The organism is Pseudomonas sp. 9AZ (assembly GCF_902506525.1).
Classification (GTDB): domain Bacteria; phylum Pseudomonadota; class Gammaproteobacteria; order Pseudomonadales; family Pseudomonadaceae; genus Aquipseudomonas; species Aquipseudomonas peli.
Window position 1 is genome coordinate 1,210,066 of sequence record NZ_LR733840.1, and the last position, 22,818, is coordinate 1,232,883.

At 62.4% G+C, this 22,818-nt stretch carries 22 protein-coding genes; 20 read left to right on the top strand and 2 right to left on the bottom strand.

The annotated features are described in order from the left end of the window. Positions 1–64 precede the first annotated feature (64 nt). The 20 genes from dusB to ALTER154_RS05870 all read left to right on the top strand — a co-directional run bounded on the left by dusB (position 65) and on the right by ALTER154_RS05870 (position 21,507). Positions 65–1,063, top strand: coding sequence for a tRNA dihydrouridine synthase DusB (gene dusB / locus ALTER154_RS05775; RefSeq protein ID WP_160085624.1), 999 nt, complete (start codon positions 65–67; stop codon positions 1,061–1,063). After that, a complete protein-coding gene (fis, locus tag ALTER154_RS05780; RefSeq protein ID WP_090249568.1) occupies positions 1,060–1,380 on the top strand; it encodes a DNA-binding transcriptional regulator Fis in 321 nt (106 codons plus the stop codon). The genes dusB and fis overlap by 4 nt, the downstream gene beginning before the upstream one ends. Positions 1,381–1,454: 74 nt before the next feature. After that, entirely contained in the window at positions 1,455–3,062 is a 1,608-nt protein-coding gene (purH, locus tag ALTER154_RS05785; RefSeq protein WP_160085625.1) for a bifunctional phosphoribosylaminoimidazolecarboxamide formyltransferase/IMP cyclohydrolase, read from the top strand. 119 nt (positions 3,063–3,181) lie between these two features. Continuing rightward, positions 3,182–4,471 (top strand): phosphoribosylamine--glycine ligase, encoded by a 1,290-nt coding sequence (gene purD / locus ALTER154_RS05790; RefSeq protein ID WP_160085626.1) that lies wholly within the window; start codon positions 3,182–3,184, stop codon positions 4,469–4,471. 113 nt (positions 4,472–4,584) lie between these two features. Beyond that, a complete protein-coding gene (locus ALTER154_RS05795) occupies positions 4,585–7,365 on the top strand; it encodes a hybrid sensor histidine kinase/response regulator (protein ID WP_218585077.1) in 2,781 nt (926 codons plus the stop codon). A gap of 71 nt (positions 7,366–7,436) precedes the next feature. Then, the gene (locus ALTER154_RS05800; protein WP_090249576.1) at positions 7,437–8,033 is read left to right on the top strand and encodes a MarC family protein; all 597 of its coding nucleotides are present in this window, start codon (positions 7,437–7,439) and stop codon (positions 8,031–8,033) included. Between the two features lie 193 nt (positions 8,034–8,226). Continuing rightward, on the top strand, positions 8,227–10,029 hold the full coding sequence (atzF, locus tag ALTER154_RS05805) for an allophanate hydrolase (RefSeq protein ID WP_178126326.1): 1,803 nt from the start codon (positions 8,227–8,229) through the stop codon (positions 10,027–10,029). 4 nt (positions 10,030–10,033) lie between these two features. Beyond that, on the top strand, positions 10,034–10,765 hold the full coding sequence (locus ALTER154_RS05810; RefSeq protein WP_160085628.1) for a GntR family transcriptional regulator: 732 nt from the start codon (positions 10,034–10,036) through the stop codon (positions 10,763–10,765). 95 nt (positions 10,766–10,860) lie between these two features. Then, positions 10,861–12,126: an urea ABC transporter substrate-binding protein gene (urtA, locus tag ALTER154_RS05815; RefSeq protein ID WP_160085629.1), complete on the top strand. Its 1,266-nt coding sequence runs from the start codon at positions 10,861–10,863 to the stop codon at positions 12,124–12,126. Positions 12,127–12,242: 116 nt separating this feature from the next. Then, positions 12,243–13,814: an urea ABC transporter permease subunit UrtB gene (urtB, locus tag ALTER154_RS05820; protein ID WP_160085630.1), complete on the top strand. Its 1,572-nt coding sequence runs from the start codon at positions 12,243–12,245 to the stop codon at positions 13,812–13,814. Then, positions 13,814–14,905, top strand: coding sequence for an urea ABC transporter permease subunit UrtC (urtC, locus tag ALTER154_RS05825; RefSeq protein WP_178126327.1), 1,092 nt, complete (start codon positions 13,814–13,816; stop codon positions 14,903–14,905). The genes urtB and urtC overlap by 1 nt, the downstream gene beginning before the upstream one ends. After that, complete coding sequence (gene urtD, locus ALTER154_RS05830; protein ID WP_160085632.1) at positions 14,905–15,756, top strand: urea ABC transporter ATP-binding protein UrtD; 852 nt, start codon at positions 14,905–14,907, stop codon at positions 15,754–15,756. The genes urtC and urtD overlap by 1 nt, the downstream gene beginning before the upstream one ends. Before the next feature lie 47 nt (positions 15,757–15,803). Continuing rightward, positions 15,804–16,502 carry an urea ABC transporter ATP-binding subunit UrtE gene (urtE, locus tag ALTER154_RS05835; RefSeq protein WP_160085633.1) on the top strand — a complete coding sequence of 233 codons (699 nt, stop codon included), beginning with the start codon at positions 15,804–15,806 and terminating at the stop codon, positions 16,500–16,502. A gap of 63 nt (positions 16,503–16,565) precedes the next feature. Continuing rightward, the gene (locus ALTER154_RS05840) at positions 16,566–16,982 is read left to right on the top strand and encodes a hypothetical protein (RefSeq protein ID WP_160085634.1); all 417 of its coding nucleotides are present in this window, start codon (positions 16,566–16,568) and stop codon (positions 16,980–16,982) included. Continuing rightward, positions 16,979–17,812 (top strand): urease accessory protein UreD, encoded by an 834-nt coding sequence (locus tag ALTER154_RS05845; RefSeq protein WP_160085635.1) that lies wholly within the window; start codon positions 16,979–16,981, stop codon positions 17,810–17,812. Before ALTER154_RS05840 ends, ALTER154_RS05845 begins: the two co-directional genes overlap by 4 nt. Then, positions 17,812–18,114 (top strand): urease subunit gamma, encoded by a 303-nt coding sequence (gene ureA / locus ALTER154_RS05850; RefSeq protein ID WP_003317023.1) that lies wholly within the window; start codon positions 17,812–17,814, stop codon positions 18,112–18,114. The genes ALTER154_RS05845 and ureA overlap by 1 nt, the downstream gene beginning before the upstream one ends. 151 nt (positions 18,115–18,265) lie before the next feature. After that, positions 18,266–18,760 (top strand): GNAT family N-acetyltransferase, encoded by a 495-nt coding sequence (locus tag ALTER154_RS05855; protein WP_160085636.1) that lies wholly within the window; start codon positions 18,266–18,268, stop codon positions 18,758–18,760. Between the two features lie 7 nt (positions 18,761–18,767). Then, positions 18,768–19,073, top strand: coding sequence for an urease subunit beta (locus ALTER154_RS05860; RefSeq protein ID WP_090249604.1), 306 nt, complete (start codon positions 18,768–18,770; stop codon positions 19,071–19,073). Positions 19,074–19,176: 103 nt separating this feature from the next. Next, positions 19,177–20,877 (top strand): urease subunit alpha, encoded by a 1,701-nt coding sequence (ureC, locus tag ALTER154_RS05865; RefSeq protein WP_160085637.1) that lies wholly within the window; start codon positions 19,177–19,179, stop codon positions 20,875–20,877. A 189-nt stretch (positions 20,878–21,066) separates the two neighbouring features. Continuing rightward, complete coding sequence (locus tag ALTER154_RS05870; protein WP_160085638.1) at positions 21,067–21,507, top strand: hypothetical protein; 441 nt, start codon at positions 21,067–21,069, stop codon at positions 21,505–21,507. A 36-nt stretch (positions 21,508–21,543) separates the two neighbouring features. Here the strand turns inward: ALTER154_RS05870 and ALTER154_RS05875 are convergent, their stop codons facing one another. Next, a complete protein-coding gene (locus ALTER154_RS05875) occupies positions 21,544–21,810 on the bottom strand; it encodes a DksA/TraR family C4-type zinc finger protein (protein ID WP_160085639.1) in 267 nt (88 codons plus the stop codon). A gap of 74 nt (positions 21,811–21,884) precedes the next feature. Next, positions 21,885–22,748 carry an oxaloacetate decarboxylase gene (locus ALTER154_RS05880; protein ID WP_160085640.1) on the bottom strand — a complete coding sequence of 288 codons (864 nt, stop codon included), beginning with the start codon at positions 22,746–22,748 and terminating at the stop codon, positions 21,885–21,887. Between the last annotated feature and the right edge of the window lie 70 nt (positions 22,749–22,818).

Below are 22,818 nucleotides of genomic sequence, written 5' to 3' on the forward strand. Positions count from 1 at the left end.
ATGCCCACCCTTTTTCGCACTCTCCTATTTGTTCAACAGCTGGTCTCTTGAGCAGGGAAGCCCTATGTCGGCGCTACGCATCGGCCCCTATACATTGCCAAATTCGTTGATTCTCGCCCCGATGGCGGGGGTCACTGATCAGCCGTTTCGACAGCTGTGCAAGCGTATGGGTGCGGGTCTGGTGGTGTCGGAAATGGTCACCAGCGATGTGCGCCTGTGGAACACCCGTAAGTCGAGCCTGCGCATGATGCACAGCGGTGATCCCGAGCCACGCTCGGTACAGATCGCCGGTGGTGATCCCGAAATGCTCGCCGAAGCGGCGCGGCGCAACGTGGAAATGGGCGCGCAGATCATCGACATCAACATGGGCTGCCCGGCCAAGAAGGTCTGCAACAAGGCCGCCGGTTCCGCCCTATTGAAAGACGAAGTGTTAGTCCGCGAGATTCTTCAGGCAGTGGTCGCCGCCGTAGATGTGCCGGTGACCCTGAAAATCCGCACCGGCTGGGACCGTGAGAACAAGAACGGCATTGCCGTGGCGAAGATCGCCGAAGACGCCGGCATTGTCGCGCTGGCCGTGCATGGCCGCACCCGCGCCGACCTGTATATGGGCGAGGCCGAGTACGACACCATCGCCGCGATCAAGCAGGCGGTGTCAATTCCGGTGCTGGCCAATGGCGATATCGATTCGCCGCAGAAGGCCAAAATGGTGCTCGCCGCCACTGGCGCTGATGGCCTGCTGATCGGTCGTGCGGCTCAGGGCCGGCCGTGGATATTCCGTGAGATCGAGCATTACCTGCGTACCGGTGAACAGCTCCCGGCACCTAGCCTGCTCGAAGTGGAACGCATTCTGCTTGAACATCTGGCTGCACTGCACGCCTTCTACGGCGATGTAATGGGCGTTCGCATTGCCCGCAAGCATGTCAGTTGGTATCTCGCAACCTTGCCGGGCGCCAGGGAGTTCCGCGCCCAATTCAATCGTCTGGACAGTACGGACGCGCAGTGCACCAACGTTCGCGAGTTCTTCAGCGAGCGTCATAACAATGGAGAAGGGGTGGCCGCATGACGATGTTGACTGAGACTTTAGGAAGTGGAATGGCTCCCGTGAGTGACAACAGCAGCTTGAAGCAGCATCTCAATACGCCAAGCGAAGAGGGGCAAACCCTGCGCGGCAGCGTTGAGAAGGCTCTGCACAATTATTTTGCCCATCTTGAGGGCGCAGACGTCAGTGACGTGTACAACCTGGTGCTCACCGAAGTTGAAGCGCCGCTGCTGGAAACCGTGATGAACTACGTCAAGGGCAACCAGACCAAGGCCTCCGAGCTGCTCGGCCTGAATCGCGGCACCCTGCGCAAGAAGCTCAAGCAATACGACCTGCTGTAACCCCGAACTCCCGAAAAGGGCGGCCCACATGAGCCGCCTTTTTTGCTGATATCCCTGCTCTGATGGATTCTGAAATGACCGACCAGACCACCCGCCTCCCCGTTCGCCGCGCCTTGATCAGTGTTTCCGACAAGACCGGCATCCTCGAGTTTGCCCGCGAGCTCGTCGCCCTGAATGTGGAAATCCTCTCCACCGGCGGCACTTACAAGCTGCTCAAGGACAACGGCATCGCTGCTGTGGAAGTCGCCGACTACACCGGCTTCCCGGAAATGATGGACGGTCGCGTCAAGACCCTGCACCCGAAGATCCACGGCGGCATCCTCGGCCGTCGCGCCCTCGACGGCGCGGTAATGGACGAGCACGGCATCAAGCCAATCGACCTGGTCGCGGTCAACCTCTACCCCTTCGCGGCCACCGTGGCCAAGCCCGGCTGTGACCTGGCTGACGCCATCGAGAACATCGACATCGGCGGCCCGACCATGGTGCGTTCTGCAGCGAAGAACCACAAAGACGTGGCTATCGTGGTCAGCGCCAGCGACTACGCCAGCATCATCGAGTCGCTGAAAGCCGGTGGCCTGAGCTACGCCCAGCGCTTCGACCTGGCGCTGAAAGCCTTCGAGCACACCGCCGCCTACGACGGCATGATCGCCAACTACCTGGGTACCATCGACCAGAGCCGCGACACCCTTTCCACCGAAGAGCGCGGTTCATTCCCACGCACCTTCAACAGCCAGTTCATCAAGGCCCAGGAAATGCGCTACGGCGAGAACCCGCACCAGAGCGCGGCGTTCTACGTGGAAGCACAGAAAGGTGAAGCCAGCGTCGCTACGGCCATCCAGCTGCAAGGCAAGGAACTGTCGTTCAACAACGTGGCCGACACCGACGCCGCGCTGGAATGCGTGAAGAGCTTCGTCAAACCGGCCTGCGTGATCGTCAAGCACGCCAACCCGTGCGGCGTGGCCGTGGCCCTGGACAGTGAAGGCGGCATCCGCCAGGCCTACGAGCTGGCATACGCCACTGATACCGAATCCGCGTTTGGCGGCATCATCGCCTTCAACCGCGAACTGGACGGCGCCACCGCTCAAGCGATCGTCGAGCGCCAGTTTGTCGAAGTGATCATCGCGCCGAAAATCAGCGCAGAAGCCCGCGCCATTGTTGCCGCCAAAGCCAACGTACGCCTGCTCGAATGCGGTGAATGGCCGGCCGAGCGCAGCGCTGGCTGGGACTTCAAACGCGTCAACGGTGGCCTGCTGGTGCAGAGCCGCGACATCGGCATGATCAAGGCCGAAGACCTGAAAATCGTTACTCAGCGTGCACCGAGCGAGCAGGAAATCCATGACCTGATCTTCGCCTGGAAAGTGGCCAAGTTCGTCAAATCCAACGCCATCGTCTACGCCAAAGGCCGCCAGACCATCGGTGTTGGCGCCGGCCAGATGAGCCGCGTCAACTCCGCGCGTATCGCCGCCATCAAGGCCGAGCACGCCGGCCTGCAGGTTGCCGGCTCGGTGATGGCCTCCGACGCCTTCTTCCCGTTCCGCGACGGTTTGGACAACGCTGCTGCCAATGGCATTACTGCGGTGATCCAGCCGGGCGGCTCGATGCGCGACAACGAAGTAATTGCGGCTGCCGACGAAGCCGGGATTGCCATGGTGTTCACCGGCATGCGTCATTTCCGTCACTGATTGATGGAGCGGTGGATGGCTGCGGCCAACCACCCTACGCAGCACCCATTTCGTAGGGTGGATAACGCTTTGCTTATCCACCGAACGGGCTCAACGCCCGCCTCCACTGGGAGAGCAACATGAACGTATTGATCATCGGTAGCGGCGGTCGCGAACACGCCCTGGCCTGGAAAGTGGCGCAAGACAAGCGCGTCGAGAAAGTCTTCGTCGCCCCGGGCAACGCCGGCACCGCCGTTGAGCCCAAGTGCGAGAACGTCACCATCGACGTGCTGGCCATCGAGCAGCTGGCTGACTTCGCCGAAAAGAATGTGCAGCTGACCATCGTCGGCCCGGAAGCGCCGCTGGTTAAAGGCGTGGTTGATCTGTTCCGTTCGCGCAAGCTGGATATCTTCGGCCCCACCGCCGCCGCTGCGCAGCTGGAAGGCTCCAAGGCCTTTACCAAGGATTTCCTCGCACGCCAGAACATCCCAACAGCCGACTACCAGAACTTCACCGAAGTCGAGCCGGCCCTGGCCTACCTGCAAAAAGTCGGCGCGCCGATCGTGATCAAGGCCGACGGCCTGGCCGCAGGCAAGGGCGTGATCGTCGCCATGACCCTGCAGGAAGCCGAAGACGCCGTGCGCGATATGCTCGCGGGCAATGCCTTCGGCGACGCCGGTTCGCGTGTAGTGATCGAAGAGTTCCTCGACGGCGAAGAAGCAAGCTTTATCGTCATGGTCGACGGCGAGAACGTGCTGCCGATGGCCACCAGCCAGGACCACAAGCGCGTTGGCGACGGCGACACCGGCCCGAATACCGGCGGCATGGGCGCTTATTCGCCAGCTCCGGTGGTCACCGCAGACGTGCACCAACGCGTGATGGACGAAGTGATCTACCCGACCGTGCGCGGTATGGCGGCAGAAGGCAACGTCTACACCGGTTTCCTCTACGCAGGACTGATGATCGACAAGGCCGGCAAGCCCAAGGTTATTGAGTTCAACTGCCGCTTCGGCGACCCAGAAACCCAGCCGATCATGTGCCGCCTGGAAAGCTCTCTGGTTCTGCTGGTCAAAGCCGCACTGGCCAAGGCGCTGGACAAGGTCGAAGCCACCTGGGATCCACGTCCGACCGTCGGCGTGGTAATCGCTGCGGGCGGCTACCCGGCCGATTACGCCAAGGGCGATGTGATCGAAGGTCTGGATGCTGCCGCGCAATTGGAAGGCAAAGTGTTCCATGCGGGCACCGCTCTGAAGGACGGCCAGATCGTCACCGCAGGTGGCCGCGTACTCTGCGCCACCGCCATCGGTCGTACGGTTGAAGAAGCTCAGCAGCAGGCCTACCGCCTGGCTGAGAAAATCCGCTGGAACGGCAGTTTCTACCGCAACGACATCGGTTACCGCGCCATCGCCCGCGAACGCGGGGAAAAATGAAGGTAAATAAAGGGTAAAACACGACAAAGGTGGCCAATTGGCCACCTTTGTCATATTTCCCTCGCGAACAGCTTGGCTATAATCCAAGCACTTATTTTTGAAGGGACTTCACTGTGCGCCGGCTGAGGATTGCCACCTACCTGCTACTCAGCACGCTGCTGATGGCGCTTACTGTAGCGTCAGCTCAGGCAGATGCGCAGGCATCCTGGTCAAGCCTCACCGACCCGAGCGCTGAGCTGCAATTCAATGATGTACGCAGCCCCGAGCGCCAGGCGCAGTTCCGCTCAACCGACCTCACCCAGCTTTACACCCCTGGCGGCAACAGTGCGCTGTGGCTGCATCACCGCATGCCAGCCAACACTGATGCGCAGATGCTGCGGGTGTTCGCGCCTTATCTGGCCTATCTCGACCTGTACGTGCTGCAGGGCGATACGCTGATCGAGCAGGCGCACACCGGTAGCAACCTGCCATTTTCCAGCCGCCCCCTGGCCAGCCGTGACTTCCTCTTGCCGCTGCCAAGTGCTGAGCAGCCACTGGATATCTACCTGCGCCTGGCCTCGGAACATTCGCTGCGCCCCAGCATTACCCTGCAAAGTGCGCAGGCGATGGTCGCCGATGACAACCGCCCACTGATGTTTGGCTTGCTGCTCGGCTGCCTCGGCATGCTGGTGGCCTATAACCTTGTGCGCTTTGCCTATACGCGAGCCGTGAGCGGCCTGTGGTTGGCGGCCACCCAGGTCTGCCAGCTGGTGGCGGTGGTCAGCCTGCTGGGGATCAGCACGCCCTGGCTCAGCGAATGGCAAAGCCTGCAACCGCAGATTGCCAATCTATCGATGCTGTTGGCCGCACTCTGCGCCCTGTGTTTTACCGCCAGTTTTTTCCACAAGGTCTGCCCGAGCACGCCGCTCAACCACCTGCTCACCGGCGAAGTGGTGGTGATCAGCCTGGTCTGCGTGGCCCTGCTGGTGGCAACCAATTTGCAGTTCAATCAGCTGGTCTACCTGCTCAATGCCGTCGCAGGACTGAGCATCCTCATGGTTGCATTGACGCACTGGCGGCATGGCTACCAGCCGGCACGGCTGTTCAGCCTGGCAGTGCTACTTTTTTGTGCAGCCTTTATCTGCGCCCTGCCTATCCTGTTCGGCTACTGGGCGGTACAGAGTGAGTGGATCGCTTACGGCCTGCTCGCCACCACCGCCGTCAGCGGTTTTATCCTCAGCATGGCCTTGAGTGAGCGACAGCGACGCATCATGCAGGACCAGTTCAGCACCAGCCGCGCCCTCGCCGCCAGCTCCGCCGAATTGAAAGCCAAGGCGGAATTTCTCGCCAAGATCAGCCACGAAATCCGCACGCCGATGAATGGCGTGCTGGGCATGACCGAGCTATTGCTCGGCACACCACTGTCCGCCAAGCAGCGCGACTACGTACAAACCATCCACAGCTCGGGCAACGAGCTGCTCACCCTGATCAACGAAATCCTCGATATCTCCAAGCTCGAATCCGGGCAGATCGAGCTGGATGACGTGCAGTTCGACCTCAACGCGCTGATCGAAGACTGCCTGGATATCTTCCGCGCCAAGGCCGAACAGCAGAAGGTCGAGCTGATCAGCTTTATGCAGCCGCAAGTGCCACGGGTGATAAGCGGCGACCCCACGCGTCTGCGCCAGACCCTGCTGAGCCTGCTGGACAACGCCTTCAAACAGACCGACGAAGGTGAAATCCTTCTGGTGGTCGCACTCGACACCAACAGCGAGCAACCGCGTCTGCGCATTGCCGTACAGGACAGTGGCAAACCGCTGGATGCCAGCGAGCGCGACGCGCTGCTGAACGCCGAACTGCACAGCAAGGACTTCCTTGCCGCCACCAAAATCGGCGGCCGCCTCGGCCTGATCATCGCCCGCCAGCTGGTGCGCTTGATGGAAGGCGAATTCGGCATCCAGAGCGGCGGCAGCCAGGGCTCGACCCTGTGGCTAACCCTGCCGTTGGACGCAACGCGACTGGAACAACCCACCGCCGACCTCGATGCCTCGCTGCAAGGCGCGCGCCTGCTGGTGGTGGACGACAACGACACCTGCCGCAAGGTCCTGGTGCAGCAATGCAGCGCCTGGGGCATGCAGGTCAGCGCCGTGCCGTCAGGCAAGGAGGCCATGGCCCTGCTGCGGACCAAGGCGCATCTGCGTGAATACTTCGATGCGGTGCTGCTCGATCAGGACATGCCCGGCATGACCGGTATGCAGCTGGCCGCGCGAATCAAGGAAGACGCCAACCTCAATCACGACATTCTGGTGATCATGCTCACCGGCATCAGCAATGCGCCGAGCAAGATCATCGCGCGCAACGCCGGGATCAAACGCATCCTGGCCAAGCCGGTGGCTGGCTATACCCTGAAAACCACCCTGGCCGATGAACTGGCGCAACGCGGCAAGGGCGATTCGCCGATGTTCAGTCCAACGCCGGTTAGCGCGCCGCTGAACGTGCCCAATGACTTCCGCATTCTGGTGGCTGAGGACAACACCATCTCCACCAAGGTGATCCGCGGCATGCTCGGCAAGCTCAACCTGCAGCCCGACACTGCCAGCAACGGCGAAGAAGCCCTCAGCGCGATGAAAACTAAGCAGTACGACCTGGTGCTGATGGATTGTGAGATGCCGGTACTCGACGGTTTCTCCGCCACCGAGCAGCTGCGCGCCTGGGAAGCCGCCGAACGGCGCACACGCACCCCGGTGGTGGCGCTCACCGCACACATCCTCAACGAACATAAAGAACGCGCCCGTCAGGTTGGCATGGACGGGCATATGTCCAAGCCGGTGGAAATGTCGCAACTACGCGAGCTAATCGAACACTGGGTCGCCGAACGGGAAATCCGCCGCCAACGCGACGCCCTGCCTTCCTGAGCAGCGTTGATTGCCCGGCAACCGCTACACGCTTACCCTGCCACCCTTATTTATCGAGACGAGTCCTTTCCATGGCGTCCGCGCTGTTCAGCCTGTATTTGAAACTGCTGGTGCTCTATAGCCCGTTCTTCGTGCTGTCGTGTTTTATCGGCCTGAGCCGTGGCTATACGGTCAAGGAACGCAAGCGCCTGGCCTGGAAAGTCGCCCTCGGCGTGCTGATCGCCAGCGTGCTGCTGTACCTGTTCGGTAAACACATCTTCACCCTGTTCGGCATCACCATCGACGCCTTCCGCATCGGCGCTGGCAGCGTGCTGTTTATCTCGGCCCTCGGCATGGCCCAGGGCAAGTCGGCAGTGCAGAGCGATAACGTGCAGCAGGATGTAACCATCGTGCCGCTGACCATCCCGCTCACCGTCGGCCCCGGCACCATCGGTGCGCTGCTGCTGATGGGTGCTAGCCAACCGGATTGGGGCGATAAAGCCGTGGCCGTGCTGGGCATCGCCCTGGCAAGCCTCACGGTGGGCGTGGTGCTGTATATGTCCAACCAGTTCGAGCGCCTGCTCGGCGATCAAGGTCTGCAGATCGTCAGCCGCCTGATGGGTCTGTTTGTCTGCGCCCTGGCCGCGCAGATCATCTTTACCGGGGTGAAGAACTACCTCGCCCTCTGACCCCGCCCGGATGCGCTTCGGGCTGCACCACAAGCTGGCAATCGGCCCCGCTGCGGTGCACCGACCGTTCTGCGCCGCCCTCTGAAAAGCCGCAATATGCGGCTAACTCATTGAAATAGATCAACTTAGCAAACCTGGCACCGGGCTTGCTCTGATCACTCCATCACTTGGATACAAGATGGAATATCAGCGCATGTCCAACGCCCCGATCGTCCTCACCCTCACCGACTGGCAACAGACCTACCGCGACGGCCAATCACCCGCCGAGCTGCTGCATAGCCTGCGCCTCAAGCTGAGCACAGAGGACAATGCCTGGATCACCCTGGCCAGCGAAGCGCAGCTCGATGCCCAACTCGATGGATTGTCAGCGCTACTCGACGCCGCCAACGGCGAGCTGAGCAAGCTGCCGCTGTACGGCGTGCCCTTCGCCATCAAAGACAATATCGACGCTGCCGGCTGGCCCACCACCGCTGCCTGCCCGGCGTTCGCCTACACCGCGGCAGTCGACGCCACGGTGGTGGCCAAGCTGCGCGCCGCCGGGGCCATCCTGATCGGCAAAACCAACCTCGACCAGTTCGCCACCGGCCTGGTCGGCACCCGTTCGCCCTATGGCGCGGTGCGCAACAGCTTTAATCCGGACTACGTCAGCGGCGGCTCCAGTTCCGGCTCAGCCAGCGTGGTGGCGCGCGGCTTGGTACCCTTCTCGCTGGGCACCGACACCGCCGGCTCCGGCCGTGTTCCAGCGGGCTTCAACAACATCGTCGGGCTCAAGCCGAGCAAGGGCTGGCTGTCCAATAGCGGCCTGGTGCCGGCCTGCAAAACGCTTGATTGCATCTCGGTGTTTACCCTGAGCGTCAGCGATGCACTGAGCGTGGCGCAGATCGCCGGCGGCTATGACGCTGCCGATCCCTACAGCCGCAAGAACCCCAATAGCGCCAAGGTCGGCATGCCGGCCAAGCCGCGCCTGGCAGTGCCAAGCAACCCCGAGTTCTTTGGCGATAGGCAGAACCAAGCGGTGTTTGAGCAGGCCTTGGGCAAGTTGCGCGAACTGGGCGCTGATCTGGTGGAAATCGATTTCACGCCCTTCCAGCAACTGGCCGAGCAGCTGTATTACGGCAGTTGGGTCGCCGAACGCACTGTGGCGCTCGAAGGCGTCGAACCGGCACATATCAACCCGGTGGTGCGCGGTATCGTCGAAAACGGCCATAAATACAGCGCCTGCGATGCCTACAAGGCCGAATACACTCGCGCCGCACTGAGCCGGACGATCAATGACGTGCTGGCCGGCTTCGATGCCCTGGTTGTACCAACCTCGCCGACCCTTCGCAGCCTGGCCGAGATGGACGCAGAGCCGGTGCTGTTTAATAGCCAGTTCGGCACCTACACCAACTTCACCAACCTCGCCGACCTGTCGGCCCTGGCGATACCCGCCGGTATGCGTGCCGACGGTATGCCCGCCGGTATCACCCTGATCGCTCCAGCCTGGCACGACCAGGCCCTGGCTGCCTTCGGTCAACGCTGGCAGCAAGCGCTCAAGCTGCCGCTGGGCGCCACGGGTAAAGCATTGCCCGAGCAGGCGCCAAGCAGCACGCCAGCCCCCGGCAGCGTGCGCGTCGCCGTAGTAGGCGCACACCTGACCGGTATGCCGCTGAACTTCCAACTCACCAGCCGCGACGCCGTGCTGGTCGAGCAAACCACCAGCGCTGCCACGTATCGCCTGTATGCCCTGCCCGGCACTGTGCCGCCGAAACCGGGGCTGGCGCGGGTGGCAGCCGATGGTGCGGCAATCATTGTCGAGCTGTGGGATATCCCTCAGGCCCGCTTCGGCGAATTCGTCGCAGAGATTCCCGCGCCACTGGGTATCGGCAATCTGCAGCTGGCCGATGGTCGCTGGGTCAAAGGCTTTATCTGCGAACCCTATGCGCTAGATGGCGCGCGCGATATCACCAGCTTCGGTGGCTGGCGCGCGTTTATCACCAGCCAGCAGCAGGGCTGACGCCATGCAACTGAGCGGCGCCGCCAACAGCGGTAAGAAACGCCCGGACAACCTCGCCGAGCGCATCTACCTGCAGCTCAAGGACGACATCTTCGAGTTCCGCCTGCTGCCCGGTGATCGCTTCTCCGAAGGCGAGATCGCCGAGCGCGTGGCCGCCAGCCGCACCCCGGTGCGCCAGGCGCTGTACCGCCTGCAGCGCGAAGGCTACCTGCAGGTGTACTTCCGCAGCGGCTGGCAGGTGATGCCGTTCGACTTCGCGCATTTCGAGGAGCTGTACGAGGTGCGCATCGTCCTCGAACTGGAAGCCGTGCGGCGGTTGTGCGAACGCCCCCAAGACGAGCACAGCGACGCACTGGTGCAACATCAACGCACCTGGCTGGTGCAACCCGAACAGCGTTTACAGGACGGCCGCGAAGTCTCGCGCCTGGATGAGCGATTTCACTGCCAGTTGCTGGAAGCTGCCGGCAACCGCGAGATGGCCCGCCTGCACGCCGAGGTGAGCGAGAAGATCCGCATTATCAGGCGCTTGGACTTCACCCAGAGCCCGCGCGTGGCGGCCACTTATGACGAACATGGCGAAATTCTCGCGGCAATTTTGTCGCGACGATGCGAAGAGGCACAGCTATTGCTCAAGACCCATATAGAGGTCAGCAAGGCCGAAGTGCGCAAGATCACCCTGCACATGCTGCACAGCGCGCGTCAGCGCACCATGCCGGCACCAGAGGTGAAGACCTGAAGTGAAGACCCAGGGCCCTGCCCTGTTTCAACTGCCAGACAAACAACTAAAAACCAGCAGCTCAAACACTTAAGTTCGTGAATGGAGATCGCACCATGCAACGTCGCAACCTGATCAAGGCCTTTACCCTCACCGCGTCCATCGCCGCCATGGGCATGACCTGGACCGTGCAAGCCGCCGAGACCATCAAGGTCGGCATCCTGCACTCGTTGTCCGGCACCATGGCCATTTCGGAAACGTCGCTGAAAGACATGGCGTTGATGACCATCGACGAGATCAACGCCAAGGGCGGCGTCAACGGTAAGCAACTGGAAGCCGTGGTTGTTGATCCGGCGTCGAACTGGCCGCTGTTCGCCGAGAAAGGCCGCCAGCTGCTGACCCAGGACAAAGTCGACGTGGTGTTCGGCTGCTGGACTTCGGTGTCGCGCAAATCCGTGCTGCCAGTATTTGAAGAGCTCAACGGCCTGCTGTTCTACCCTGTGCAATACGAAGGCGAGGAAATGTCGCCGAACGTCTTCTACACCGGTGCCGCGCCAAACCAGCAGGCTATTCCAGCGGTCGAGTACCTGATGAGCGAAGACGGCGGCGCCGCCAAGCGCTACTTCCTGCTCGGCACCGACTACGTCTACCCGCGCACCACCAACAAGATCTTGCGCGCCTTCCTGATCAGCAAGGGCGTGGCCGAGAAAGACATCGAAGAGGTCTACACCCCGTTCGGTCACAGCGACTATCAAACCATCGTCGCCAACATCAAGAAGTTCTCCGCCGGCGGCAAGACTGCGGTGATCTCCACCGTCAACGGCGACTCCAACGTGCCGTTCTACAAGGAACTGGCCAACCAGGGCCTGGAAGCCACCGACGTGCCGGTGGTGGCCTTCTCCGTGGGTGAAGAAGAACTGCGTGGCATCGACACCAAGCCACTGGTCGGCCACCTGGCCGCGTGGAACTACTTCCAGTCGGTGGAAAACCCGGTCAACACCGAGTTCGTCAACAAGTGGAAGGCCTACGCCAAAGCCAAGAACCTGCCAGGCGCCGACAAGGCCGTGACCAACGACCCAATGGAAGCCACCTATGTCGGCATCAATATGTGGGCGCAAGCGGTCGAGAAAGCCGGCACCACCGAAGTCGACAAGGTCCGTGAAGCGCTCTACGGCCAGACCTTCGCTGCACCAAGCGGCTACACCCTGACCATGGACAAGACCAACCACCACCTGCACAAGCCAGTGATGATCGGTGAAATCCAGGAAGACGGGCAGTTCTCCGTGGTCTGGGAAACCAGCAGCCCGGTCCGCGCCCAGCCATGGAGCCCGTTCATCGAAGGCAACGACAAGAAGCCGGATTACGCGGTCAAGTCGAACTAAGCACCTGCCAGTAAGCCCGGATGACATCCGGGAACGCCCTGCCCGGATCGCATCCGGGCCAAGGCTGACTAGCCGCCGCGCCCACGCGGCGGCTGGTACTCCCAAAGGACTGCCCTATGCCCACTGCCGTTACCCGAATTCTGCTGAGCCTGCTGTTGCTGCTGCCCCTGGCCGCGCACGCCGGTGACGCCCAGGACTTCGTCACCGCCAACCCGGCCAAGCAGGCCAGCCTGCTCGAACGCTGGTCCGCCGCGCCCGAAGCTGCGCGCCTGCCGCTGCTCGAAGCCCTGCAACAAGGCCGCGTCGCTGCTGACAGCGCCAAAACCGCCTTTATCGAAACCGCCGGCAACTACCAGGCCGCCGAAGGTGAAGCACAGCCCCTCGACACGCCAAAGAAGCTGCGCCTGAACAACCGCCTGCGCGGCCTGATCGCCACTGCGGTGGCCAGCCACCAGCTGCTGGTTGATGACCCGGCGCTGCGCCTGGCCGCCGCCCAGCAACTGCAGAAGAGCGCCAAGCCGGCGCAGCTGCAACTGCTTAACGCCCAGGTCGCCAGCGAAACCGATGATGCGGTGCGCGATGCCCTGACCCTGGCCCTGGCCAACCTGCAACTGGTCGACAGCGACCTGGCCGTGCGCCTGGCTGCCGTGCGCCTGCTCGGTGAAACCGGCGACCCGCTGGCTCGCACCCGCCTGGAAACCCTACTCGACCCGGCCGTGGAAAGTGACCCGACGGTACGCACCGCCGCCGAAACCAGCCTGGCCCAGGTCAAACGCAAGCTGCTGATCGGAGAGCTGCTCGGCCAGGCGTTTAGCGGCCTGTCGCTCGGCTCGATTCTGCTGCTGGCCGCACTCGGCCTGGCCATCACCTTCGGCCTGCTCGGCGTGATCAACATGGCCCACGGCGAGATGCTGATGCTCGGCGCCTACTCCACCTACATGGTGCAGGTGCTGTTCCAACGTTTCGCCCCGGAAGCCCTGGCGCTCTACCCGCTGGTGGCGCTGCCGGTGGCGTTCTTCGTCACCGCCGCTATCGGCATGGCGCTAGAACGCACGGTGATTCGCCACCTCTACGGTCGCCCGCTGGAAACCCTGCTGGCCACCTGGGGCATCAGCCTGATTCTGATCCAGCTGGTGCGGGTGATCTTCGGCGCGCAGAACGTTGAAGTGGCCAATCCCTACTGGCTGTCCGGCGGCATTCAGGTGTTGCCAAATCTGGTGCTGCCGTACAACCGCATCGTGATCATCGGCTTCGCCCTGTTTGTGGTGGTGCTGACCTGGCTGCTGCTGAACAAGACCCGCCTCGGTCTTAACGTGCGTGCCGTCACCCAGAACCGCAATATGGCGGCCTGCTGCGGCGTGCCGACCGGCCGGGTGGACATGCTGGCGTTCGGTTTGGGCTCCGGTATCGCCGGCCTCGGCGGTGTGGCCCTGAGCCAGATCGGCAACGTCGGCCCGGACCTGGGCCAGAGCTACATCATCGACTCGTTCCTGGTGGTGGTACTCGGCGGCGTCGGCCAGCTCGCCGGTAGCGTGATGGCGGCCTTCGGGCTGGGCATCGCCAACAAGATTCTCGAACCGCAGATCGGTGCCGTACTTGGCAAGATCCTAATCCTCGCGCTGATCATTCTGTTTATTCAGAAACGCCCGCAAGGTCTGTTTGCTTTGAAAGGACGGGTGATCGACTGATGACTATGCCCATGAATCAAACGTTGCTGGCGCGCGCCAGTGCCAAACTCGGCCCGCAAGCCTCCATGGCCATCGGCCTGCTGGTACTCGCCGTGCTGCTGGCCATGCCGTTGCTGCACCTGCTGCCGGCGGACAACGCCCTGCATGTCTCGGCCTACAGCCTGACCCTGGTCGGCAAAATCCTCTGCTACTGCATCGTCGCCCTGGCGCTCGATCTGGTCTGGGGTTACGCCGGCCTGCTGTCGCTCGGCCACGGCCTGTTCTTCGCCCTCGGCGGTTACGCCATGGGCATGTACCTGATGCGCGAAGCCGCCGGCGATGGCCTGCCGGCCTTTATGAGCTTCCTCGCCTGGACCGAGTTGCCCTGGTACTGGTACGGCACCAGCAACTTCCTCTGGGCCCTGTGCCTGGTGGTGTTGGCGCCGGGTTTGCTCGCGCTGGTGTTCGGTTTCTTCGCCTTCCGCTCGCGGATCAAAGGCGTGTACTTCTCGATCATGACCCAGGCGCTGACCTTTGCGGGCATGTTGCTGTTCTTTCGCAACGAAACCGGCTTTGGCGGCAACAACGGCTTTACCAACTTCCGCACCATCCTCGGCTTCGACATCACCTCGGCTCATACCCGCGCAGTGCTGTTCCTCGCCACCGTCGTTCTACTCGTGGCCAGCTTGTATCTGGGCTGGACGCTGGCGCGCAGCAAGTTCGGCCGGGTACTGACTGCACTGCGCGATGCCGAGAACCGCCTGATGTTCTGCGGCTACGACCCACGCGGCTACAAACTGTTTATCTGGGTGCTCAGCGCCGTGCTCTGCGGCCTGGCCGGCGCGTTGTATGTACCGCAAGTGGGCATCATCAACCCCAGCGAAATGTCGCCGACCAACTCCATCGAAGCGGCCGTCTGGGTCGCCCTCGGTGGGCGCGGCACGCTGATCGGTCCGCTGCTCGGTGCCGGCTTGGTCAACGGCATGAAGAGCTGGTTCACCGTGGCCTTCCCCGAGTACTGGCTGTTCGCCCTGGGCTTTCTGTTTATCGTCGTGACGCTGTTCTTACCCAAAGGCGTGATTGGCCTGCTGCGTAAAAAGGGAGAGCAATAATGCGCGCCACTCCGGTCCCCGAATTTATGCTCGAACCTGCCTATGACCCGTCCGGCAGCGGCCGTGACCCAATCGGTGCCAGCGCCCTGGCCACCAAGGGTCTGAATGTGCGCCACGGCACCATCCTGACCCTGGAAGACATCAACGTCAGCTTCGATGGTTTCAAGGCACTGACCAACCTGACGCTGTACATCGGTGTCGGTGAACTGCGCTGCATCATCGGCCCCAACGGTGCCGGCAAGACCACCATGATGGACGTGATCACCGGCAAGACCCGCCCGGACAACGGCGTCGCCTACTTTGGCGAAACCCTCGACCTGACCCAGATGAGCGAAGTCGAAATCGCCCAGTCCGGTATCGGCCGCAAGTTCCAGAAGCCGACGGTGTTCGAGGCGCTGAGCGTGTTCGAGAACCTCGAACTGGCGCAGAAAACCAACAAGTCGGTGTGGGCGAGCCTGCGTGCCAAATTGACTGGCGAGCAGAAAGACCGCATCGACGAGGTGCTGCAGACCATCAAGCTCGACGCTTCGCGCCAGCGCCCGGCCGGCCTGCTGTCGCACGGACAGAAGCAGTTTCTGGAGATCGGCATGCTGCTGGTACAGGACCCGCAACTGTTGCTGCTCGATGAACCGGTGGCGGGCATGACCGACGCCGAAACCGAGTTCACCGCCGAGCTGTTCAAGTCGCTGGCGCGCAAACACTCGCTGATGGTGGTGGAGCACGATATGGGCTTTGTCGGCTCCATCGCCGACCACGTCACGGTGCTGCACCAGGGCAGCGTGCTGGCCGAAGGCTCGCTGGAGCAGGTACAGAACGATGAGCGGGTGATCGAGGTTTATCTGGGCCGCTAATGCCGCGATGACGACCTTCCAAACTCCACAGAATTGAGAGTCTGAACATGCTGCAAGTTGAGCAATTGCATCAGTACTACGGCGGCAGCCATATCCTTCGTGGCCTGTCGTTCGAAGCCAAGGTCGGCGAAGTCACCTGCCTGCTCGGCCGTAACGGCGTGGGCAAGACCACCCTGCTGAAATGCCTGATGGGCCTGATCCCGGCTAAAGAAGGCGCGGTGAAGTGGGAAGGCCAGCCCATCACCGCCTTCAAGCCGCACCAGCGCGTGCACGCCGGCATTGCCTACGTGCCCCAGGGCCGGGAAATCTTCGGCCGCTTGACCGTGGAAGAAAACCTGCTGATGGGCCTGTCACGCTTTCCCGGCAGTGACGCCAAAGTGGTGCCGGAATTTATCTACGAGCTTTTTCCAGTGCTGCGTGAGATGAAGCAACGCCGCGGCGGCGACCTTTCCGGCGGCCAGCAGCAACAGCTGGCCATCGGCCGCGCGCTGGCGAGCAAGCCACGCCTGCTGATCCTCGATGAACCCACCGAAGGCATCCAGCCCTCAGTGATCAAGGAGATCGGCGTGGTGATCAAAAAGCTCGCCGAACGCGGTGACATGGCCATCCTGCTGGTCGAGCAGTTCTATGACTTTGCCGCCGAACTGGCCGATCAGTACCTGGTGATGAGCCGTGGCGAAATCGTCCAGCAGGGCCGTGGCGAAACCATGGAAGCCGACGGCGTGCGCGGACTGGTCGCAATCTGAATGGCGACGCTGGCCCTTTACTTTGCGCATAATCAGGCTTTCGCCCACGGATTCGAGGCCCCGATGTTTGCCCTGCGTCACGCTCTGCTCCCGCTCACCGCACTGACGGGTATCGCCCTGCTGATCTGGGCCGGCAGCCAGCCGGACTACTGGATGCTGCGCGCTCTGCCCGCCGGCAGCGAACTCCCCTACCCGCTGAAACCAGTGCTGATTTTCTGCGCCATCGCCTTGGCCGAATGCGGCCTGCTGCTGGCGCTACTGCGTCCGCGCTCCTACTGCCGCTCCTGGGGCCGTGCGCTGTGCGCCTGCCTGCTGGCCATCGGTCTGGCGCTGTTCTGGCTGCAAGGCGCGCTGCATGCCCCGCCCTACTACGGCATGCACTTGCAATGGTGGTTGGCGGTCAGCTTGGGCCTGGTTCTGCTGTGTGTTTACTCCGCCGTGCACGCCTGGCGTCAACGGCGCAACCGGGTGAGCGCATGAACGCTCCCGCCGCCGTCTTCACGCCCAGCTGGCACGCCGAGCTGGAGCTGGGCTATGGCCGCGATGGCGACTGCACGCGGCCGACCTTCCGCCGCCATAAAGGCCCGCTGCGGGTGCAGAAGCACCTATACGCCGAAGGGCCTGAGGTTTGCCAACACATCATCGTCCACCCGCCCGGCGGCATCGCGGGCGGTGATCGCCTGGACATTTCGGCCACGGTCGGCAGCAACGCTTGGGCGCAATTGACCAGCCCCGGCGCAGCCAAGTGGTACCGCGCCGCTGGCCCGGCTTACCAGAGCCTGAAACTGCGCGTGGAAGCCGGCGCCACCCTGGAATGGCTGCCGCAGGAAACCATCGTCTACGCTGCCGCGCAGGCGGAACTGACCACCGAGATCGACCTGTTCGGCGATGCCAAGCTGCTCTACTGGGACATTGTTGCCCTCGGCCGCCCGGCCAGCGGTGAACGCTTCGATACCGGCCACTTCCAAGCGCAGCTGAATATCCGTCGCGACGGCCAGTTGCTCTGGCACGAACGCCAGCGCGTGGTCGGCGGCGATGGCCTACTCGACTCGCCCATCGGCCTGGCGGGCAAACCGGTGTTCGCCACCCTGCTGATCAGCGGTGAAATCGACAGCGACCTGTTGGAGCACTGCCGCAACCTGAGCACACCGGTGCGCGGCGACCTGACCCAATTACCCGGCCTGCTGGTGGCCCGCTGCCTGGCCGACGAAGCCTTGCACGCGCGCGCCTGGCTGATTGCCCTCTGGCAGCTGTTGCGCCCGGCCCTGCTCGGCCGCACCGCAGTGCCCCCACGTATCTGGAGTACCTGATGGACCTGACACCGAGAGAAAAAGACAAACTGCTGATCTTCACCGCCGGCCTGGTGGCCGAGCGGCGCCTGGCCCGTGGGGTAAAGCTCAACTACCCGGAAGCCATGGCCTACATCTCCGCCGCGCTGCTGGAAGGCGCGCGCGACGGCCAAACCGTGGCCGAGTTGATGCACTACGGCACCACTCTGCTGAGCCGTGATCAGGTGATGGAAGGCATCGCGGAGATGATTCCGGAGATTCAGGTGGAAGCCACCTTCCCCGACGGCACCAAGTTAGTAACCGTCCACCAACCGATCGCCTAAGGAACCCATCCAATGTCTACTGCGCTTGCCCATGCTGCGTTGCAAGTTGGCTCGGATTGCTCATTGACAGGCGTCAACTGCGCATCCTCGCCAACTTGCGCCTTGCCTGAGCTGCGCTCGCTACGACCTTGAATGGATTCCTGGAAAACACATGATTATCCAAGACGCTACTAACGCCGACTTGCCCGCCATCCTGGCCATCTACAACGATGCCGTGCAGCAGACCACGGCGATCTGGAACGAAACTCTGGTCGACCTGGGCAACCGCCAGGTTTGGCTGAATGAACGCACAGCGGCCGGCTTTCCGGTGTTGGTGGCTCACAGCGACGCGGGCGAGGTGCTCGGCTATGCCAGCTACGGCACCTGGCGCGCCATCGAAGGCTTTCGCCATACCGTGGAGCACTCGGTGTATGTGCGCAGCGACCAACGCGGTCAGGGCCTCGGCCCCTTGCTGATGCGCGCCTTGATCGAACGCGCGCAAGCTGCCGACCTGCACGTGATGGTCGCCGCCATCGAGAGCGGCAACAGCGCCTCGATTCGCCTGCACGAGCGCCTCGGCTTTGTCACCACCGGCCAGATGCCGCAGGTCGGCCGCAAGTTCGGCCGCTGGCTGGACCTCACCTTTATGCAATTGACCCTGGAGTGAAGCAGCGATGATCCCCGGCGAATACCAGATTCAGGACGGCGAAATCGAGCTTAATGCCGGCCGTCGCACGATCAGCCTGAGCGTGGCCAACAGCGGCGACCGGCCCATCCAGGTCGGCTCGCACTACCACTTCTTCGAAACCAATGACGCGCTGACCTTTGACCGCAGCGCCGCGCGCGGTATGCGCCTGAATATTCCGGCCGGCACTGCGGTGCGTTTCGAACCGGGGCAGAGCCGCGATGTGGAACTGGTCGATCTGGCTGGCCATCGCCGCGTGTTCGGCTTTGCCGGTCGGGTGATGGGCGACCTCTAATCCACGATTTTCGTAGGGTGGAAAACGCCAAAGGCTTTTCCACCCCAGCAGACTCACGGTGGACTAGCTTCGCGTTGTCCACCCTAAGGACAGGACCCACAGCATGAAAATCTCCCGCCAAGCCTACGCCGATATGTTCGGCCCCACCGTCGGCGACAAGGTGCGCCTGGCCGATACCGAGCTGTGGATCGAGGTCGAGAAGGACTTCACCACCTACGGTGAAGAAGTGAAATTCGGCGGCGGCAAGGTGATCCGCGATGGTATGGGCCAGGGGCAGCTGTGCGCCGCCGATGTGGTCGACACGCTGATCACCAATGCGCTGATCATCGATCACTGGGGCATCGTTAAAGCCGACGTCGGCCTCAAGGACGGACGCATTGCCGCCATCGGCAAGGCCGGCAACCCGGACATTCAACCCGACGTGACCATCGCCATCGGCGCCGGCACCGAGGTGATTGCCGGCGAAGGCATGATCCTCACCGCCGGCGGCATCGACACCCACATCCACTTTATCTGCCCGCAGCAGATCGAAGAGGCGTTGATGAGCGGCGTGACCACCATGATTGGCGGCGGCACCGGGCCGGCCACCGGCACCAACGCCACCACCTGCACCTCCGGCCCATGGCATATGGCGCGCATGCTCCAGGCCGCTGACGCCTTCCCGATGAACCTGGGTTTTACCGGCAAGGGCAACGCCTCGTTGCCCGAGCCGTTGATTGAGCAGGTCAAGGCCGGCGCTATCGGCCTCAAGCTTCATGAAGACTGGGGCACCACCCCGGCGGCGATCGACAACTGCCTGTCGGTCGCTGACGAATATGACGTCCAGGTGGCCATCCACACCGACACGCTGAACGAGTCCGGCTTCGTCGAGACCACCCTCGGCGCGTTCAAGGGCCGCACCATTCACACCTATCACACCGAGGGTGCCGGCGGCGGCCATGCGCCGGACATCATCAAGGCCTGCGGCTTCCCGAATGTATTGCCCAGCTCGACCAACCCGACCCGGCCGTTTACCCGCAACACCATCGACGAGCACCTGGACATGCTGATGGTCTGCCATCACCTCGACCCGAGCATCGCCGAGGACGTGGCCTTCGCCGAAAGCCGTATTCGCCGCGAGACCATTGCAGCCGAGGACATCCTGCATGACCTCGGCGCCTTCAGCATGATCAGCTCCGACAGCCAGGCCATGGGCCGCGTTGGCGAGGTCATCACCCGCACCTGGCAGACCGCCGACAAGATGCATAAGCAACGCGGCCCACTGGAAGGCGACGGCCCGGGCAACAGCAACTTCCGGGTCAAACGCTATATCGCCAAGTACACCATCAACCCGGCCATCACCCACGGCATCAGCCATGAAGTGGGCTCGATCGAGGTGGGCAAATGGGCGGATTTGGTGCTCTGGCGCCCGGCGTTCTTCGGCGTTAAACCGACGCTGATTCTCAAAGGCGGGGCGATTGCCGCGAGCCTGATGGGCGACGCCAATGCCTCGATCCCCACGCCGCAACCCGTGCACTACCGGCCGATGTTCGCCAGCTACGGCGGCAGCCGCCACGCCACCAGCATCACCTTTATCAGCCAGGCGGCGTTCGAGGCCGGCGTACCCGAACAACTGGGGCTGAAGAAGAAGATCGGTGTGGTCAAAGGCTGCCGCGAGGTGCAAAAGACCGACCTGATCCACAACGATTACCTGCCGACCATCGAAGTTGATCCACAGAATTATCAGGTCAAGGCCGATGGCCAGCTGCTCTGGTGCGAGCCGGCGGATGTACTGCCAATGGCGCAGCGTTATTTCCTGTTCTGACACAGACAGAGGCCTGGCTGCCGGCAACAGGTTGCCCGATTACCGGCAAGCTGTTGCCGAACGGCCCGCCTAACGCGCTGATTGGGCAGGCTTCGTACGCCGCAGAAGCCGCCCAGCCCGGCGGATGCAACGATTTGGCGCAGGTTTTGCTCGGCACAAGGCTCATTTAGCCTGTCGAAAGGAACCGCCATGAGAATTGATGCAGGAGCCACCCACCCAGCGGCCAACCAACGTGCGTCAGCGGCCAACCAGAACCGAAGCACTGATACGTCCTTCTCAGCGGTGCTGGCCAGCACCGCATCGAGCGCGCCGAAAACCGCACCCGCAGACTTCAGCAGCATGACCCGCCAGGATCTGCGCGACTGGACCAACGGCCAAATCCGCAGCGGGCAGATGTCTCTCGATGACAGCCGCGCGTTTATGGCTATGAGCATGAAAATACCGGCAGCCGGCGGTCTGACAGGCGAGCTGCCCGCGGCAAACGACAGCACGCGCTATGACTTTACCCAGAACGCCCGCGCCGGCATTGAAGGCGCCACGGCGCGTAACGACGCATCAACATTGAAGATGCTGCAGTCGGCCATGTCGATCATGCAGAGCCAGACTGGCGGCGTGGATATTCGCGCCTGACGCTGGCTACGCGGGCGATGGGCGTTGCGGTGCGCCTCAGCGCAGCTGGCTGTCCTTGCTGCCCCGGCGGTTATAGCCGCTGAATCGAGCCTGTTCCTTGTCATGCGCGGTCTGGCAGGCCACGCACAGGTGCACACCGGGGATGGCGTTGCGCCGCGCCTCGGGAATGGCCGCGGCGCATTCCTCGCAATGGCTCAGGCTTTCGCCGCGCGGCAGCTGGCTGCGGGCGCGCTGAATGGCGTCCTCGATGCTGCTGTCGATCTGCTCCTGTACCGCACCATCATTTGCCCAGCCACCGGCCATCGCACTTGTCCTCCGCCGTGTATCCCTCTAGATATGCGCCGTCTGAGGGCAAATCTCAAGCGCACGCGGTCGCCCTACTCCTTGACCTCCATAAACTCGCGCGCCCAGACAATGTAGTCCTCGGGCTGAGTGTATTTGTGGGTTAGCTCGGTGGCGTTGAGGTCGCATGCATCAACACCACGCTGCTCACGCAGGCAGTCGTAAGTGGCCTTGATCGCCGCGAAGTAGGCGGCATGACCGTTGACCACGATGCGCACACCGAGGCTGGCCAGACGCGCGTTATCACGCAACGACGGGTTGCCGTAAGTCACCAGCATCAACGGAACGCTGAGGTGCGCAGCAATCTGCTCTAAGTGAGTAAAATCCTCGACCCCAACCAGGCAAATGGCATCAGCGCCGGCCGCCTGATAGGCCTGAGTACGACGAATCACTTCGCTGACATCCAGCACGCCGGCATGGGTGCGAGCGATGATCGCCAGGTCCGGATCAACCCGCGCTTCCAGGGCCGCACGGATCTTGCCGACACCTTCGTAGATACTGATCAGGTCGGTGGACTTACGGCCGAATTGCGCGGGTAGCAGGGTGTCTTCGATGGTCAGCGCAGCAATCCCCGCGCGCTCCAGTTCCATCACCGTGCGCATTACGTTGAGCGCATTGCCATAGCCGTGGTCAGCATCGGCGATGACCGGCAGGCGGCTGACACGGCCGATCCGCGTGGCCTGCTCGACAAATTCGCTAAGGGTGATGAGGGCGAAATCCGGTGCGGCCAGAACTTGTAGTGAAGCTACAGAACCACCCAAAATGCCGACTTCAAAGCCAAGATCAGCGGCAATTCGAGCGGCCATAGGATCAAACACAGAAGCAGTGTGATAGCAGCTATTCGAAGCAAGAAGCGCACGAAATTGTGCGCGAAGGTCGTGATGCGAGGCTCTTTGCATGGGGTGCACCATCGTTCATGGTCAATTCTGAGCGAGTGATTATGTAGCAAAACTACAAAACTCGTCATGT

Coding starts and splice junctions, on each gene's coding strand:
- ALTER154_RS05845 (WP_160085635.1), top strand. CDS start 16,979: ATGAACGCTCCCGCCGCCGTCTTCACGCCCAGCTGGCACGCCGAGCTG.
- urtE (WP_160085633.1), top strand. CDS start 15,804: ATGCTGCAAGTTGAGCAATTGCATCAGTACTACGGCGGCAGCCATATC.
- ALTER154_RS05840 (WP_160085634.1), top strand. CDS start 16,566: ATGTTTGCCCTGCGTCACGCTCTGCTCCCGCTCACCGCACTGACGGGT.
- ALTER154_RS05860 (WP_090249604.1), top strand. CDS start 18,768: ATGATCCCCGGCGAATACCAGATTCAGGACGGCGAAATCGAGCTTAAT.
- urtA (WP_160085629.1), top strand. CDS start 10,861: ATGCAACGTCGCAACCTGATCAAGGCCTTTACCCTCACCGCGTCCATC.
- ALTER154_RS05880 (WP_160085640.1), bottom strand. CDS start 22,748: ATGCAAAGAGCCTCGCATCACGACCTTCGCGCACAATTTCGTGCGCTT.
- dusB (WP_160085624.1), top strand. CDS start 65: ATGTCGGCGCTACGCATCGGCCCCTATACATTGCCAAATTCGTTGATT.
- ALTER154_RS05800 (WP_090249576.1), top strand. CDS start 7,437: ATGGCGTCCGCGCTGTTCAGCCTGTATTTGAAACTGCTGGTGCTCTAT.
- purH (WP_160085625.1), top strand. CDS start 1,455: ATGACCGACCAGACCACCCGCCTCCCCGTTCGCCGCGCCTTGATCAGT.
- atzF (WP_178126326.1), top strand. CDS start 8,227: ATGTCCAACGCCCCGATCGTCCTCACCCTCACCGACTGGCAACAGACC.
- ureC (WP_160085637.1), top strand. CDS start 19,177: ATGAAAATCTCCCGCCAAGCCTACGCCGATATGTTCGGCCCCACCGTC.
- ALTER154_RS05870 (WP_160085638.1), top strand. CDS start 21,067: ATGAGAATTGATGCAGGAGCCACCCACCCAGCGGCCAACCAACGTGCG.
- ALTER154_RS05875 (WP_160085639.1), bottom strand. CDS start 21,810: ATGGCCGGTGGCTGGGCAAATGATGGTGCGGTACAGGAGCAGATCGAC.
- ALTER154_RS05810 (WP_160085628.1), top strand. CDS start 10,034: ATGCAACTGAGCGGCGCCGCCAACAGCGGTAAGAAACGCCCGGACAAC.
- purD (WP_160085626.1), top strand. CDS start 3,182: ATGAACGTATTGATCATCGGTAGCGGCGGTCGCGAACACGCCCTGGCC.
- urtC (WP_178126327.1), top strand. CDS start 13,814: ATGACTATGCCCATGAATCAAACGTTGCTGGCGCGCGCCAGTGCCAAA.
- fis (WP_090249568.1), top strand. CDS start 1,060: ATGACGATGTTGACTGAGACTTTAGGAAGTGGAATGGCTCCCGTGAGT.
- urtB (WP_160085630.1), top strand. CDS start 12,243: ATGCCCACTGCCGTTACCCGAATTCTGCTGAGCCTGCTGTTGCTGCTG.
- urtD (WP_160085632.1), top strand. CDS start 14,905: ATGCGCGCCACTCCGGTCCCCGAATTTATGCTCGAACCTGCCTATGAC.
- ureA (WP_003317023.1), top strand. CDS start 17,812: ATGGACCTGACACCGAGAGAAAAAGACAAACTGCTGATCTTCACCGCC.
- ALTER154_RS05855 (WP_160085636.1), top strand. CDS start 18,266: ATGATTATCCAAGACGCTACTAACGCCGACTTGCCCGCCATCCTGGCC.